Below are 15723 nucleotides of genomic sequence, written 5' to 3'. Positions count from 1 at the left end.
AACAGGGGTTAAACAAAAGTTAATTTAATTTATATTTTATGTTGATCTAAGCAATTTTGTAATCTATGTTTCATTTTATATATATACGTGACTGATTAAAATGAAAATATTACAGGCACTACCTCAGCATAAGAAGCTAGCTATCATTACTTGGGCTAGGATTTTTGCAATATGTAGTCAGCTTCTATTAAGTGTTATTTTATTTAAAGGGAAATCAAACTACATCTATTCATTTGTATTCCCCATTGCTATTATTTTATTTTTATTGTTACTCAGTATCGTTGTGACATTATACAGGATGAGGCTTCCTTCACCACTAGAAGAAAGAGAACTTGTTGCTCAGATTTGTATTGACTTACTTTTATTTACTCTCTGGGAGGAGTTGAATTTCCATGGAGAAATATTAAGTGTTTCATTTTACCTTCCAAGTGTAGTAATGGCCTTTGCTATTCTATCTAATAAAAACATTGCATTCATAGTGATTTACTCGGCTATTTTATTTTATATTTCATCTAAGTTAACATTATCAAATCATCTCGAAATTACGCATAGACCTAAAAGTATAGAATACTATGCTCCGTGGGTGAGTTTTTTAATGTCCACATTTATTATCATTTTCTTTATAAAAAAGATGAATGACGTGTCAATTGAATACAATAATGATTTAATTCGCTCAAAAGAATATCAAAAACAGTCGGATATAATATTTTCTTTTGGTCTGCAAGCTGCGTCTTCTGCCCACGACATATCAAAACCTATATCAACAGCGGTTCTGGCCTTAGAGGAGATTAAGCTATTTAAACCAGGGGAGCGATCGGGTAAAGAGTTTGATGAGTATTTAAATTTAGCCTTGGAACAAGCAAAAGAGTGTACGAAAAAATTAGCTAATATGTCATTTTCATTAGGATTTAATGAGTTTGAAAATGAAGAAGCTATCAACTTATGTTTATGGCTTGACGGCGTATTTGGTTCATTTAAACTTAAGTGTAATAAAAATATAATTTATAAATTACCCAACACCTGCGTATATATCAAAAATGCTGGCATTCTCCATACTATTATTGTTAATTTACTTGAGAATGCTAATTCGGCTATTCCCAGTGACAATGGTTTCATTCAATGTGGTTGTAAGATAGAAAATGGTAATGCAATTATAAGCATAACTGATAATGGATGTGGTATACCAAATGATTTAATCAACCTCCTAGGAAAACAACCGGTAAAAAGCACAACCTCTGGATATGGTATTGGCTTGATGTTAGCCTTTTCTAATGCAGTCAGAATTGGTGCTAAAATAAAACTATACTCAGATTATACCGGAACAACAGCCACTATTAGGGTGAGATTGTTATGATGGAAAAGATCTTAATTTTGGATGATGATGATGTATTTACTAATACGCTATCAACGATTCTGCTTAGAAAAGGATTCTTTGTTAATATAGCAACCACTGGAGTGCAGGCCGTCAGAATGGCCGAATCTACTCAGCATATGTATATTGTGATAGATCTGCAGTTGAAAGATGACTCTGGGCTAGCATGGGTTTCTGCATTAAGACATCTTAACCCATTATCTAGAATTTTAATTCTGACAAATTACTCTAGCATCACTTCAGCCATCATTGCGTTAAAGAAAGGGGCTGATAATCTTCTGCAAAAGCCAGTGAGTGTGGATAACATTCTATTAAGTCTTCGTAATGAAATACCAACATTAAAAAATGATAAGGGTAGCCCATTTACCTACCCCTCACTAGAACAAATGGAATGGGAGTATATAAATAAAGTTGTGGATGATCATCTTGGTAATATTTCTGCTTCGGCAAGAGCGTTGAATATGCATCGACGAACATTACAACGCAAACTTTTGAAAAAGAATATTCCTAAACCTTCATAGAAATGATTTATGCTGGAGAGGTATATTTCAATGTTTAGTTTACTGGCCGAAACTTACCGTTTTCTCAATAACTATTTCTGGTTCTGTCGCATTAAGGTGCCGTTCGGTAACATGCTGTTTTTTTGAGATGTTACCTGCTCATGTCTCTGATCCGAAACGCTTTCAGCCGCCTGCATTATCCCGTCGATATTATTGCTTAGTGTGTCCGCTGGTATTTGGCTTACTCACTGAGTTTACGCAACCTGGAAGAGATAATGGCAGAGCGTGGTATTGTCGTTGACCATTCAACGCTGCATCGTTGGGTTAAAAGTGGTGCCAACACGGCAGCGCTGACTATACTCAACGCCGACAAACCAGAAGAAGAAATCATTACTGTCAGGCAGAACAAGTATCTGAATAATCTGGTTGAACAAGATCACCTGAATATTAAACGCCGCATACGCCCGATGCTGGGATTCAAATCGTTTCGACGGGCACAGACGATCCTGGCTGGCATCGAACTGATACATATGATACGCAAAGGACAATATCAACCTCCGAAAAATGAGGGATTGTCACCAGCAGAACAATTTTATCTGTTGGCTGCCTAAAAAAACGGCAGCCCAACCTTTGCTGACTGGCCTACGCTAATGCGACAGAACCATAAAAATGCTGCCTATCAATTCCTTAAACGGGTGTTAAAACCCTATCCTGTTGAAAGACAGCAGAAAATACTCAATACCGATAAACATTCGTCATACGGTTACGCTATTACTCGTTTGATGAAAGAAGGAAAGCTACGGGATGATGAGAAGCAGCGGCAAGTCAAATACCTGAATAATCGTATCAAGTCTGACCAGGTCCCCATCAAAAAATTGGTAAAAGCGGCCGGGGGGTTCAAACGGCCAAATCGAACCTGGTCAACGCTTCAGGGATTTGAAACATTGCGACGACTGAATAAAGGTCAATTTGATATTTGGCTACGCGGTGACGAACCTGAATGTCGAGTGCGGGAAAGATCCGCCTTTATGAATCGGCTCTTTAACATTGAGACGGTTTTAGCCTAATGATTCCACCCATCAATGAGTAAAATCACCGACTCTCATTATTTGCAACAAGCCCATTTAGATGGGGTAACCATACTGGTTAAAGGAAATGTGAGCAATCAACACTACTCGGCTGTAAGAGTTTATATGGGTTATGGGTACCGACGAAAAACCCAAAAATATCAGCTATCGCGTTGATGTTGATAGTAAAATAACTGAACCAATGATATGTAAAAAATTAAATAAAATTGTAAGTTATCTCTTTTCAAGAGTATCAAATTATGCGATCTGAATAATTCAGTTCCAACTTTTTTTTAACTTATTTTTACCATATCAATATACAAATACAAGGAAGGTTAGTCACTATGCAAATTCCAATGGTAGCTCTCATTCTCGGGGTTATAACCCTATCCGGGTGTGCTACGCCTAAACAATGGGAAGCAACTGGAGGTGGAAAGTCTGATGGGATCGTTCAGATTTCTTATGAACAAGGCCAGTTTGAAAACGGACAAAGTTCAGACTCCCAAGGTTTAACAGTAGCCACAGAGCGTTGCAAATTTTGGGGATATAAGAGTGCATTGAAGTCGGGTACTGAGAAATCTATTTGCAAGACTATGGGGAAGTACAATTGTTTGCAAACGACAGTAACTCAGGATTATATCTGCGAGAAATGACTTTAGAATTCACTTAATCTTTTGTGAGCTCCTGCTAAAGGGGCTCAACTGTTTGTCAGCCTCCATTAAGGCTCTGTCGCATTAGCGTAAGAAGTTAGCAAAAGTGGCACTGCGAGTTGTTTAGGCCGCCAACAGATAAAATTGTTCTGCAGGTGGCAATCCCTCACTTTGCGGATGTTGATATTGCCCTTTACGTATCATGTGGATTAATTCGATGCCCGCCGGAACGATGTGAATCCCAGCATCATGCGTATCCGACGTTTGATATTTCGGTTATCCTCGGCGATGGTTAGCAGTTGTCCCAATTGGCCCGGGCAATCCCAACCTTGGCCTTTGCAGTACAAAAAATCATCTTAACGTACAATATTTTCCGTTTCCCAAACGGAGTCCATAATGAGGAGCAAAGGCTGGGATATAAAATGTGGGAGAAGACTTGAATAACAATAAACATATAAAAACCACTACTTACATATGGAAATACTTTTCATCCAAGCGCTCTAAATAAACCATTGAATATGATTCAGCGATGTGAGTATTTACTGCTAATTAAAAATTAATAATTGTCTGAAGTTTATATATTCATTAACGAGTTACAGTAAAAGTCAGACTTTCGCACCACAAATTAGCTCATTAAATGCACTATTAGTGCTTCTTTTATGAGCTTTAATGTGTAGAATGCCGCTCTCCAGAAGGATTTTAGTCAATGTGTTAACCAAGGAAAGCCATTCACCTCATATTTCAGATACCCTTATGTTTAAGACTATAACCCCCGTTATGATTGCGATTGTCTCTTTATTTACATTTCCCGCGCTTGCCGAACCCTCAGGGAAATTGGTGAGCTCATCATCCTTACAAAATGCGTCAATCCAGTCTGCGTCTGGGCGTCATGAGACACAAAAACTCAAAAAAATCCTGACCCATTATGATGAGTGGGAAGGTGTCAGTTACAAGCTTGGCGGGAATACACGTAAAGGTATCGATTGTTCTGCTTATATGCAGCGCATTTTTGAAGATGAGTTTTCCCTGAGTTTGCCAAGAAGTGCCCAGGAACAAATGAAACAAGGCTCTCGGATCACCAAGGAAGCTTTAGATACAGGCGATCTGGTTTTTTTCAAAACCTCACGACAAACACGACATGTGGGTGTTTACATCGGGGAGGGCAAATTTATCCATGCCTCGAGCAGCGTGGGTGTGACCATCTCAAAGCTTGATAATAAATACTGGGGAGCGCGGTATGAGCAAGCACGGCGTATTAATCATACGGAAGCATAAACTCACTATACCACTACAATCATAGCTCTTACCCATTGCCGCCAGTTCCTGGCGCATTCCCGAGCACTGTGCGGACGACAGATTTTGACATGTTGCATCAATTGCAGCATCAAAAGCTTTATCCTTCGCATCAAGGTCACTTACCAGATTCTCAGTCTGAGTTTTCTTCTCACCTTCCAGATACGGCAGTGACCATTTCGCATCCTGACGTTGTTTCTCGTTAGTCGCATTCAGCGCATTATTTTCCACTAAAAATATATTTTGAATCAACGAGCTAGATCTTTAGATAGTAAAAGAACCAGTAGGCACATCCAACACCAACCCCCACTAAACTAGTCTTCAATACTTTATGAAAGTTATCATTCAAATATCCTAGCATCTGATCACCATCACCATCACCATCACCATCACCATCACCATCACCATCACCATCACCATCACCATCACCATCACCATCACCATCACCATCACCAATCCAATACCCAAGCACTTGAAAAATAAAACTTACAAAAAAAAGCATTAAAGAGAAAGCAACGCATAAATACAACAGTACCAGTAGTGATTTTTTACTTATTAACATTGCTATTCTCCTTATTTTTTATTGAGTTTTGTAATGCATCTATCGCCGGTGCTTTTCTTAATCACTTCAGCCAGATACGGGGCTGAGGCGCCTGCTAGCGTTTTCGTCATATCGCCACCTGCCAGGCCCTGTATGGCCGCTGTTGCCGCCTGAAGACCTTGTTGCAGTGCACTGCCGGTGCCGTATTTTTGCATTTCGGCTTTGTATTCTTTTGTCTCACGCAAGGCTTCCGCATCGCCTTTCAACTCAGGATGGCGTTTCAAAGCTTCCTCAAGCCCGAGGATATCTCCCTGCGTCCGCGCAATATCCATTGCCTGACCGCCAATTTCGCCAATCAGTTTCGCTTCTTTCAGGCGATTCTGCTCTTTCTCTTTATCAAAGATCGGATTGATGCTGCCATTGGCATTGTCGGTGTCGCGGCTCAGGTCATCGACATTCTGCTGTTGTTTATCGGTGTCACGAATAGTGATGGTAATGTTCTCTTTCGCCCGCAGATTAATGTCGTTATCGGCCACCACATGACTGCCGATGACCGCGATATTGTTGCCGCTGACATCAATGCTGCCTGCCGATAGCATGGAGCCGACCGCCAGTGTCTGACTCAAGCTATCTTCGGTGCGCGTGGTGGTGCTGGAGGCCAAGGTGATCTCCTGCGGGTAGTCAACAGCGGCAAGATTTAGGCGCGGATTGGGTACGGCAGAGCGGCGAACTGGTGATTGGTGGCGGCTGGCTTACCGAGTACGGGATCACCGATGTTGAGCAACGGGAGATTACCGCTGCGCCCGGTGTTATTCGGTTGCAGCGGCGGGGAGTTGGAGTGTTTAGGTCTTAAAGGCAGTAACCCCGGCTTTGGCCGGTGTAATAGGTCTAAGATTATTGCCCAAAATATTTCCATGCTAGTGCATGCTTTTTTGATTCAACATGCAGATAACTTTCAATTTCTTGCCAAACTGACTCATTTTCATCAGATGCTGTAATTAACGATTCAACAAGCCCAGTTGCAACAGCAGTAGCTAGCTCATCATTATCAGACCGCATACCTGTTTCGATGTGCTGGAACAAGGTTGATTTCTCCAACTGGCTTAATGAACCTAGCTGGTTTACCAGTGCTTTACCCACTAGTGAAAACAGCAAGATCGTAGGCGGAGGTTCTGGCAACCAATATTCGATACATCTGTTTACTTCATTTTTTATATACTCTGATGTTTGAGCAAAAACACTCAGATAATCATCAATACATTTATCCATTATTACTTACCCTTAAGAGCATTTTGCATGTCTTTCAGAACGTTTTCTGCCGCAGCTTTATCACTTGAAGAAGCTTGAGGATTCTTATTTAGCCAATCTTGCAATGCCTTGGAATATGTTTGAGCCTTTTCAACGTGCCCTCTACCACCAACTTTTTCTCCAGTAGCTAATTCGTAGCGAACAGCATCCGCTGTACTTCCACTGCCAACTTTGGCATTCGGTCGGTATAAGTCATCAATTAAGTTTTTAAGATTTTCATCTTTAACATTTGGTTTTTCCATCGATGCACGTAATGAGTCCACATATTCTTCATGCTGCCCCCTACTTTTAGGGTCTGATGAAGAGTTACTATTTCGTCCTGCTTCCTCATCCTCTGGCCCCCACCCTCCCGGTGTTCCTGAACCCGCCCCACCAATCTCTTTCTTCTGTTCATCCGTCAGATCCTTGCCGATATTCGGATTCTGGCTACCGTTAGAGTCTGATTGGTTCTGCGCTGCAACCACCGCCAACAGCACACAGCTTGCATTTTTCAGACAGGCCGCGTCTAACCCTTCCTTCACTTTCTTGGTCAGCGCCAGCGCGGCTTGCTCGTTAGCTCCGCCTTTGCCTGCTTCGGCCATCGCGGCGGCGTTCAGCGTTTCTTGCGCCATCATCTGCGATATGAGGCCAAGACTGGTCATATTGTTGCTGAGTTCGTTCTTACCTGCCTGCGCACCGGATACCGCGCCAGCAGTATCACCACCGGCCAAGCCACCAGCCAGACCCGCCGCCAAGCTACCCAGTGCAACCAGCGTTTGCTTCTGCTCTTCGCTCAGTTGGCTGACCGGGATATCACCGTACAGTGATTTCTTGATGTTTTCACCGATCAGCGCCGAGGTTGCCGCACCCGCAGCTCCCGCCAGACCGCTGTTACCACTGGCCTGCGCCACCACTGCGCCCAGAACCGCATGAGCCATGACTCGACTGGCTTCATCCGGCGCGTACTGTTTTATGATTTCCGCCAGATACGGCGCTGCAGCACCACTCAGCGCCTGCGCCATATTCCCCCCCGCCAAGCCTTGCACCGCCGCCGTAGCAGCTTGGATGCCTTGCTGCAATGCGCTGCCAGTGCCGTATTGGGCTTGTGTGGTTTTATAGGCGGAAGTGCTGGTTAGCAGCTTGTCATACATCGCTCGCTCTTCCGGTGTCGCGTCCTGGCCTGGTGCCTTGATGCCTTTCGCTTCCAGCTCCGCTTTACCGGCGTTTGTCGCCAGGATCTTACCTTGCGTTGCCGCAATGTCTATCGCCTGACTACCAATATCACCAATCAACTGCGCTTCCCGCAGCCGGTTTTGCTCTTTCTCTTTATCAAAGATAGGCGAAAGCGCATTATTAGCGTGTTCAACATCATGGCTCAGATTATCAACATTTTGCTGTTGCTTATCCTTGTCACGCACCGTGATAGTGCCATCGGAGACTGCGGCATGGGTGGTGCTGTCGGCGTGGCCTTCATTGTTAGCCCCGACCAGCAAGCCGTTGGCCATATTCCCGGCAAACTGACCGCCGATGCTACCGCCGGTACTGATGCCGACACTTTGATGCTCTACCTTGAAGTCCGCTTTATTACCGATATCACTGAACCCCAGCGTGCCGGTATCCAGACTGTTTTTACTCTTGTCCGCGGTGCTGGCAATCACTGCGCCATCGAGCTGAGTGTGTTCACCCACGGTGATATCAAAGCCGCCAGAGCCTGCAAAAATACCGGTCTGCTCCTGTACCGAGTCATAATTGCTGTGCAGCTTATCTTTACTGATGCTCAGGTTGGCAGAGCCACCGCCGCCGACCACCGCCATGCTGACACCGCCGCTGGTACTGGTCTGCTTCGCATCATAGTTATCGCTGTCTTGCTGGCTTTGCAGTAACAGGTCACGGCCCACATCCACTTTGACGGTTTCACCGCTGGCTTGCGCGCCTATCAGCGAAGTATCACGCCCGCTGCTGAGCGACAGTGTGCCGCCTGTGTCAATCTGGGTTTCAGTCCAGAAGGTGCCGTCGCCGTGCTCATTGCCCTGACCCTTGTTGGCATTGGCAAAGATGCTCAGGCCACCGCCAGCGCTACCGAACCCCAGACTGACCCCCACACTGCCACCGCTGCTGCTGTTGCTGCCGTCGGTTTTCTGCGTGTTGGCGGCACCGAGCAACAGCACATCACGCGCCGCATCCAGGGTGGTATCGCCACCGGCTTTGAGCTGGCTGCCTTGCACCACAATATCGCCGCTGTTCGCCGGGTTCCCCTCACCGGTGGCCGTCACGCTCAGGTTGTTGCCCGCCGTCAGGGTCGAGCCTGTCACACTGGTCTGTTCCTGATGTTGCTGCGAGGCCGATTTTTGTGAGCCTAATGAGGCACTGACGCCGAACATGCTGGCAGTATCGCCCCCTTGCGCCTGTACCAACTGACCGGCTTGCACCGCCTGCGCACCACTGAGTGCCGCTTTAACCCCTTGCAGCGCAGACAGTCGGCCATTGCTCTCTTCGCGGGCATCTTTGGCGGTGGTGACCGCGGTATTGAGGGCGCTGCCAACCGCGCCAGACAGTGCCAGTGTCAGGCCGCTACTTTTTTGCTCAACGGTATGGGTCTGGCTGCTTTGATTCTCCGCCGCCAGAATAGCGACGTTTTTGCCGGTCAGATTGATGTCTTTACCGGCTAACACCTCAGAGCCTTGCACCGTCAGGTCTTCACCGGCAGTCATGCTGACATTGCCCACCGTGCTGCCGACAGTAGAAATCGATTGACCGGTATCGATCATTTTGGTGCTGTTGCTTCCCACGGTGACACCAATCCCGCCAGTACTCATCAGGCCGGATTTTTTCTGCTCGAACAGGTGAGATTCACTCTTGCTTTTCCGCGTAGTACCGCATGAACATCACCTTTACCCCCGAACCGATCCCTGAACTGACACTGGCAGTCTGCACGTTGGCCGCATTGGGATTTACCACTGGTACCCCGTTGCAACTGACACGCCAGCATCACACGCTCTGGATCACTGTCGTCACTGCCGAAGCCACCTAGGAAGTGCTGTGCGAAGCCAGCCAAGACCGGCAGGATTTAGGGGCGGATTGGGTGTTGGATAACGGCGAGCTGATTATCGGCGGCGACTGGCTGACCGAGTCCGGCATTGCCAGCGCTGAACAGCTGGAAATCACCGCCGCACCCGGAATGATCCAGTTACGACGGCGGGAAGATGGGGGATTTAGGGCTTAGCAGTAATACCTTCGGTCAGTTGAACTGCACCCATAAAGTTGGCCGGGGGTCTGTATTACTCACAAGAAGATAAATTATCTATTTTCTTTATGTCTAACAGTAACTGCTGATCAAGAGTAGTTTTATCTACTTGATTTAAAATATGACTTATCCTTTTTAAAGAAGATAAAACACCTTTTGCTTCCTTGTGACTTAAAGATGCGATTGATGATATTAATTGCCCATCGTAATCATCTCCGGCTAGAGGATCTCCTTGCAAGATCGATTCTGCTCTTGGTAATACATGAACTAAAAACAGATCCTGTCTTATAGCTCGAGCAATATCCCCAACATCCAACTCATCAAGCGGCGCATCTACGATACTGCTAAACCACTCATCAAGAGATGACCTAGTGTTAGGCTCATAATTACCGCCTTCTGCTATTAATAGATCCCTAAACGTTGTCATATGCCGTACCCTTTGATCGCCGATTCTATTTTGTTAATCGCTTCTGTTGCTCTTCCGTAAGCTGCCTGAGCTTCCGGATTATTAATATTTTTTAGCGTGTTTGCATGATTCCTTAAACCATTAAGGGTATCTTGCATCTCTTTCATATGGTTCCAGTTTTCCCCACTTCCATTAGGTTTAGGAATAGGGTTGTTGTCCATATCTTTAAGAGAACCTGTAATATCATGATCTTTCAGAGAGTTTTTAATGAGGTTGTCGATTTTTCTCATGGCACTTTCTTGCTTCTGATTCAGCTTATCGACTTTTTTCTCTTCCGATTTGTTCGGATCGTTTTCTGGCGGTGGTGGTGTTCCCGTTCCAGACCCCGAACCACCCAGCTCTTTCTTCTGCTCATCCGTCAGATCCTTGCCGATATTAGGATTAGAACCAGACTCATCTTGGCCTATCATGCCCTGCATCGCTAATATCACTAGCTGTGCGGCAACTGGACAATCACCACCGGAAAGGCATTTCGTCACAACATCTTTACCAAACTCTTTCACCGCCGCATCCAACTTCTGGGCGATTGCAGCGTTGGCTTCAGTTTGAGGCGTTGTCTGTCCTGCTACTGGCGGAGGAGGTGCAAGCAGGGAAAGCAAGAAGTTATTCTCCACCGCATTCTTCCCAGCCTGCGCTCCGGCAACCGCGTCAGCGGTGCTGTCACCGGTTAAGCCACCGGCCAATCCTGCTGCCAGTGTACCCAATGCGCTGATGGTTTGTCGTTGCTCTTCTGTCAAGTCTTCACGTTTGATACCAGGATACATCTGCTGGGCGATATACTCACCCATCGCTGCACCCGAAGCGCCCGCCAGCGCACTGTTGCCGTTGATCTGCGCCACGACTGCACCCAGCACCGCATGGGCCATCAGGTTAGCCGCCTGATTATCTCCCGTGCTTTTCTTAATCACTTCCGCCAGATACGGGGCTGAGGCGCCTGCCAGCGCTTTCGCCATATCGCCACCCGCCAGGCCCTGTATGGCCGCTGTTGCGGCCTGAAGACCTTGTTGCAGTGCACTGCCGGTGCCGTATTTCTGCATTTCGGCTTTGTATTCTTTTGTCTCACGCAAGGCTTCCGCATCGCCTTTCAACGTCGGATTGGCCTTCAGCGCTGCTTCCAGACCGATGATATCCCCTTGCGTGCGCGCAATATCCATTGCCTGACCGCCAATCTCGCCAATCAGCTGTGCTTCTTTCAGGCGATTCTGCTCTTTCTCTTTATCAAAGATAGGATTGATGCTGCCGTTGGCATTGTCGGTGTCGCGGCTCAGGTCATCGACATTCTGCTGTTGTTTATCGGTGTCACGAATAGTGATGCTGCCCTCACTGACCGCTGCCTGCGTGGTACCTTCGGCATGACCGTCATTACCCAGACCCGACAGCACCACACTGCCCAGATTGCTCAGCAGGTCAGACCCCACCGGGCCACCGGTACTCAGACTGCCCCCTTGATGTTCCGCTTTAAAATCGGCTTTATTTTCAATATTGCTAAAGCCCAGTGTGCCGGTATCCAGACTGTTTTTGCTCTTGTCCGCGGTGCTGGCAATCACTGCGCCATCGAGCTGAGTGTGTTCACCCACGGTGATATCAAAGCCGCCAGAGCCTGCAAAAATACCGGTCTGCTCCTGTACCGAGTCATAATTGCTGTGCAGCTTATCTTTACTGATGCTCAGGTTGGCAGAGCCACCGCCGCCGACCACCGCCATGCTGACACCGCCGCTGGTACTGGTCTGCTTCGCATCATAGTTATCGCTGTCTTGCTGGCTTTGCAGTAACAGGTCACGGCCGACATCCACTTTGACAGTTTCACCGCTGGCTTGCGCACCTATCAGCGAAGTATCACGCCCGCTGCTGAGCGACAGTGTGCCGCCTGTGTCAATCTGCGTTTCAGTCCAGAAGGTGCCGTCGCCGCGCTCATTGCCCTGACCCTTGTTGGCATTGGCAAAGATGCTCAGGCCACCGCCAGCGCTACCGAACCCCAGACTGACCCCCACACTGCCACCGCTGCTGCTGTTGCTGCCGTCGGTTTTCTGCGTGTTGGCGGCACCGAGCAACAGCAAGTCGCGGGCGGCTACTCGGCGGTACGGGATAACGGCGAGCTAATTATAGGCGGCTACTGGCTCACCGAGTCCGGTATCAATGACGCCGAACAACTGGAGGTGACAGCTGCGCCCGGTGTTATTCGGTTGCAGCGGCGGGGGAGAGGGAGTTTTTAGGGCTTAAAGACAGTGACCCCGGTTACTATTGGTCGGGGTTGTATGTCAGATAAGAGCCAAACTACTACAGACTGCTTTAGCTGTAGACATATAAGTCAATGGAGCTTTCCGCGCCTATATCACCCAGAAATTTATTCGTTTCTGCCGACCAATAAATGGATGGTTTTTCGCCATTTTCTATCTCTATTAAGAGAGAGAAAATGAACGTAACAGCATATTTTTGTTTTATTTTCTCTAGGATTTCAGTTTTATCTTTGAATAAAAAAAGCAACTTTTTGGTCTGTTCATTAACATCATAAGACTCTTCCTTTTCTGTACATACTGACCAACTAGTCTCTGTACTAGGTCTTTTCCTTGTGCCACTGATAACACCTTTGATATAAATTTCAGATGGTTCTATTTGTAGCATGGCTGTTATTTCTTCTGGGTCAAAAACATCTCCACAAATAGAAAACTCAGCTTTAACTGTTGTTTTTTCCATGTAACTATCCTATTTTTTGATAAATTCGCCAGTTGGAATGCCTTCACCTGTACCGCCCTTTCTAAAAATCCATAGCTGCCCACTGTCTTTATCAACGTAAATATCATAAAGCTTGATTTCCGCTTTAGAACCTAGGAAGTCTTTTTTGATTTGATGAGCATCTATTTCATTATTTTTTAGAAATTTATCATCGGCAACTTTTATGTTGGAGGGGTTTTCAGCTCCATTGTCCTGTCCATCACTTACCATATGGTTAGGTAGGTCAGGTACAGCTTCAGTATTCCCCGTGTTGTTTGGTGATGGGTCTACAGTTTGGTTTCCACCTGTATTATTTGGCCCTGTATCAGTCTGACCATTATTGTTACCTGTATGAGTCACACCCTGTTCTGATAATTGGTTTCCACCCGTATTGGCTGGGCCCGAACCGGCGATCTGATCACCACCAGTATTAGAAGGGCCATTTTCTCCTTGCCCCATCATTGCCTGGATAGCCAATATTGCAACTTGCGCAGCCATTGGGCAATCCCCGCCAGAGAGGCATTTTGTCACAACATCTTTGCCAAACTCTTTCACCGCTGTATCCAGCTTTTGCGCTATCGGCGATAAGTTTAGTAATATATTCTCCACGTAGGTGAGTGACAGGTAAAAAAATCCCAGCTGTTAAGAGCTGGGATTCATCATTTAGAAGCCACTTAAAACCACTTCACCATGATCATATTTATTTGTGTCATACCCATTATTTTTAAAGATGCATCGATTAAAGTTTTTAATTAACAGATTGCATCCCTCATCCTCGATCTTTGTGTTTCCAATAAAGTGAAGCATCAGGTTATCCGAAAGGAATATTTTAAAACCATCTGAAGTTTCTTCTATTCTTTCAACCAAATACTGGTTATCAAAAGGTCTTCCATAGGGACCATCTGGCAGAAAGAAGTAAAATGAACTTCTCTTACTTACCCATTGTTCAACTATTTCATACGGCTTCATTTTTTTATGATCCAGTCATTTTGCGGAGTAGGTAAAAATATTTGAGTACCACCGCCATGTAGTGTTGGATTTGTCCCTTGAGTACCCGTTTGGGCTGCTGCTGCACCTTCGTAGTACGTCGTACCTTTAGGTATTTTTATAACGGCTTGATTTTGGAACGTATTTCCCCACTCAGGGAGAACCGCGCTGTCTAGTTGAGATTGTAATGGTCCTTTGGATGGTTCTGGTGTCCAATAACGACCATCAACTTTTGCTGAACCACCATAATCCCGGTATAGATAAATATCTGTTTCTGCAACTTTCTCAGTATATGAACCACTTCTGAATGTCGAAGCTGGCGCACGTTGATCATTTGGGTTTCCTAACGGACCAGATTCATGCGGCCCATAAGACTTTATTATTTGTGCTGATTGAGATGCTTCAGCCGACACAATTTTATTAGTCAAAGAACTTAGTTTATTTGCTGCTGCGGTTCCCAAAATAGGTGTTACTGACGCTGCAACGATCTTCATCCCATCGTAGGTTTCGATGTACGCCGTAGCAGTGGCTTTATCAACCCCAAGTTGCGCCATTGCATAATTCACCATAGCATCTTTCACCTGCTGCTGATTCTGTGCATCAACGCTGGTGATATTCAGCAGGTTTACTATCTGGCCGTAAGCATCCGGGTACATCTGACTGACTTTGTTGTTGTACTGCCCGGTTTCATACTCACCTTTGGCCACAATAACGTCTAATCTTGCACTCGCACAGGCGGCGCTACCCGCGGCACCATTCCCGCAAGCCTCTATTACCTTCTTGTCACGACTGATATCTAACTCAATCAGTTCGTTTATTTTTTGCTGCGCCTGCTCACGCTCTGCGGGGTCTTTGCTGTTCTGGAGTTTTTGTTTCTGTATGTTCAGCTCTGATTTCTCAGATACATTCAGATAGTTATTCTCCAGAGCATTCTTCCCAGCCTGCGCCCCGGCAACGGCGTCAGCGGTGCTGTCACCGGTCAAACCACCGGCCAATCCTGCCGCCAGTGTACCCAAGGCGCTGATGGTCTGTCGCTGCTCTTCAGTCAGGTCTTCACGATTAATCCCCGGATACATCTGCTGGGCGATATACTCACCCATCACTGCACCCGAAGCGCCCGCCAGTGCACTGTTGCCGTTTACCTGCGCCACTACCGCACCCAATACCGCATGAGCCATCAGATTGGCTTCAGTGTTTACCTTACCCGTAACCGGGTCGGTAGTCATATTGTGAATGACTTCAGCCAGATAAGGTGCAGAGGCTCCCGCCAGCGCTTTCGCCATATCTCCACCGGCCAAGCCCTGTACCGCTGCCGTTGCCGCCTGAATACCCTGTTGCAACGCGCTACCGGTGCCATATTGCTTCATGGAGTCTTTATATTCTTTGGTTTCACGCAGTTGATCCACTGGCAAATTGCCATACTTCTCTTTCGCGGCTTTTAGGCCGTTAATATCCCCCTGCGTCCGCACGATATCAGCGGCCTGACTACCAATTTCACCAATCAACTGCGCTTCTCGCAGGCGATTTTGCTCTTTCTCTTTATCGAAAATAGGGGAGAGGGCGTTATTAGCATGTTCAACATCACGGCTCAGGTCAGGTCATCA

13 protein-coding genes and 8 pseudogenes are annotated in these 15723 nt (G+C 46.3%); 7 read left to right on the top strand and 14 right to left on the bottom strand.

Features of this window, described 5'->3' with window-relative positions:
• Positions 1-100 precede the first annotated feature (100 nt).
• From V1955_RS15920 to yecR, 5 genes and pseudogenes are all read left to right on the top strand, one after another.
• Complete coding sequence (locus V1955_RS15920) at positions 101-1354, top strand: sensor histidine kinase (protein WP_442821138.1); 1254 nt, start codon at positions 101-103, stop codon at positions 1352-1354.
• The gene (locus V1955_RS15915; RefSeq protein WP_083159755.1) at positions 1351-1893 is read left to right on the top strand and encodes a response regulator transcription factor; all 543 of its coding nucleotides are present in this window, start codon (positions 1351-1353) and stop codon (positions 1891-1893) included. The genes V1955_RS15920 and V1955_RS15915 overlap by 4 nt, the downstream gene beginning before the upstream one ends.
• Before the next feature lie 140 nt (positions 1894-2033).
• Positions 2034-2483: pseudogene (locus V1955_RS15910) on the top strand (DDE-type integrase/transposase/recombinase).
• Positions 2484-2528: 45 nt separating this feature from the next.
• A pseudogene (locus V1955_RS15905) lies at positions 2529-2939 on the top strand (DDE-type integrase/transposase/recombinase); the annotation flags it as partial.
• A 344-nt stretch (positions 2940-3283) separates the two neighbouring features.
• On the top strand, positions 3284-3592 hold the full coding sequence (gene yecR / locus V1955_RS15900; RefSeq protein ID WP_083159751.1) for a YecR family lipoprotein: 309 nt from the start codon (positions 3284-3286) through the stop codon (positions 3590-3592).
• 120 nt (positions 3593-3712) lie between these two features.
• Here yecR and V1955_RS15895 read toward each other — a convergent pair.
• Positions 3713-3879: pseudogene (locus V1955_RS15895) on the bottom strand (IS6 family transposase); the annotation flags it as partial.
• 418 nt (positions 3880-4297) lie between these two features.
• On the opposite strand from V1955_RS15895, the gene V1955_RS15890 reads away from it, so the two are divergent.
• Complete coding sequence (locus V1955_RS15890; RefSeq protein ID WP_372568841.1) at positions 4298-4864, top strand: NlpC/P60 family protein; 567 nt, start codon at positions 4298-4300, stop codon at positions 4862-4864.
• Here V1955_RS15890 and V1955_RS15885 read toward each other — a convergent pair.
• The 6 genes and pseudogenes from V1955_RS15885 to V1955_RS15860 all read right to left on the bottom strand — a co-directional run bounded on the left by V1955_RS15885 (position 4793) and on the right by V1955_RS15860 (position 9478).
• The gene (locus V1955_RS15885; protein WP_372569861.1) at positions 4793-5113 is read right to left on the bottom strand and encodes a DUF6862 domain-containing protein; all 321 of its coding nucleotides are present in this window, start codon (positions 5111-5113) and stop codon (positions 4793-4795) included. The genes V1955_RS15890 and V1955_RS15885 overlap by 72 nt on opposite strands.
• 25 nt (positions 5114-5138) lie before the next feature.
• Positions 5139-5444 (bottom strand): hypothetical protein, encoded by a 306-nt coding sequence (locus tag V1955_RS15880; protein WP_442821137.1) that lies wholly within the window; start codon positions 5442-5444, stop codon positions 5139-5141.
• Between the two features lie 44 nt (positions 5445-5488).
• Positions 5489-5917: pseudogene (locus V1955_RS15875) on the bottom strand (hemagglutinin repeat-containing protein); the annotation flags it as partial.
• 203 nt (positions 5918-6120) lie between these two features.
• Positions 6121-6339 carry a hypothetical protein gene (locus tag V1955_RS15870; protein WP_420073756.1) on the bottom strand — a complete coding sequence of 73 codons (219 nt, stop codon included), beginning with the start codon at positions 6337-6339 and terminating at the stop codon, positions 6121-6123.
• The gene (locus tag V1955_RS15865; RefSeq protein WP_083159741.1) at positions 6318-6692 is read right to left on the bottom strand and encodes a DUF7674 family protein; all 375 of its coding nucleotides are present in this window, start codon (positions 6690-6692) and stop codon (positions 6318-6320) included. The genes V1955_RS15870 and V1955_RS15865 overlap by 22 nt, the downstream gene beginning before the upstream one ends.
• A gap of 2 nt (positions 6693-6694) precedes the next feature.
• Positions 6695-9478 carry a hemagglutinin repeat-containing protein gene (locus V1955_RS15860; protein ID WP_442821453.1) on the bottom strand — a complete coding sequence of 928 codons (2784 nt, stop codon included), beginning with the start codon at positions 9476-9478 and terminating at the stop codon, positions 6695-6697.
• A 110-nt stretch (positions 9479-9588) separates the two neighbouring features.
• Here V1955_RS15860 and V1955_RS15855 point away from each other — a divergent pair.
• A pseudogene (locus V1955_RS15855) lies at positions 9589-9933 on the top strand (hypothetical protein).
• A 55-nt stretch (positions 9934-9988) separates the two neighbouring features.
• Here the strand turns inward: V1955_RS15855 and V1955_RS15850 are convergent.
• The 7 genes and pseudogenes from V1955_RS15850 to V1955_RS15820 form a co-directional block, all read right to left on the bottom strand.
• Positions 9989-10381: a contact-dependent growth inhibition system immunity protein gene (locus V1955_RS15850; RefSeq protein ID WP_442821136.1), complete on the bottom strand. Its 393-nt coding sequence runs from the start codon at positions 10379-10381 to the stop codon at positions 9989-9991.
• Positions 10378-11448: pseudogene (locus V1955_RS15845) on the bottom strand (VENN motif pre-toxin domain-containing protein); the annotation flags it as partial. The pseudogene V1955_RS15845 and the gene V1955_RS15850, both read right to left, overlap by 4 nt.
• Before the next feature lie 92 nt (positions 11449-11540).
• Positions 11541-12489, bottom strand: a pseudogene (locus V1955_RS15840) (hemagglutinin repeat-containing protein); the annotation flags it as partial.
• A gap of 220 nt (positions 12490-12709) precedes the next feature.
• Positions 12710-13114 carry a DUF4279 domain-containing protein gene (locus V1955_RS15835; protein ID WP_442821135.1) on the bottom strand — a complete coding sequence of 135 codons (405 nt, stop codon included), beginning with the start codon at positions 13112-13114 and terminating at the stop codon, positions 12710-12712.
• Positions 13115-13123: 9 nt separating this feature from the next.
• Positions 13124-13687, bottom strand: coding sequence for a polymorphic toxin type 33 domain-containing protein (locus V1955_RS15830; RefSeq protein WP_442821134.1), 564 nt, complete (start codon positions 13685-13687; stop codon positions 13124-13126).
• Positions 13688-13795: 108 nt separating this feature from the next.
• Positions 13796-14101 carry a hypothetical protein gene (locus V1955_RS15825; RefSeq protein ID WP_442821133.1) on the bottom strand — a complete coding sequence of 102 codons (306 nt, stop codon included), beginning with the start codon at positions 14099-14101 and terminating at the stop codon, positions 13796-13798.
• Positions 14098-15714: pseudogene (locus V1955_RS15820) on the bottom strand (VENN motif pre-toxin domain-containing protein); the annotation flags it as partial. The gene V1955_RS15825 and the pseudogene V1955_RS15820, both read right to left, overlap by 4 nt.
• Between the last annotated feature and the right edge of the window lie 9 nt (positions 15715-15723).

The organism is Yersinia sp. 2545 StPb PI, from assembly GCF_052217125.1.
Classification (GTDB): Bacteria; Pseudomonadota; Gammaproteobacteria; order Enterobacterales; family Enterobacteriaceae; genus Yersinia; species Yersinia enterocolitica_E.
This window is presented reverse-complemented; position numbering and strand designations above follow the sequence as displayed.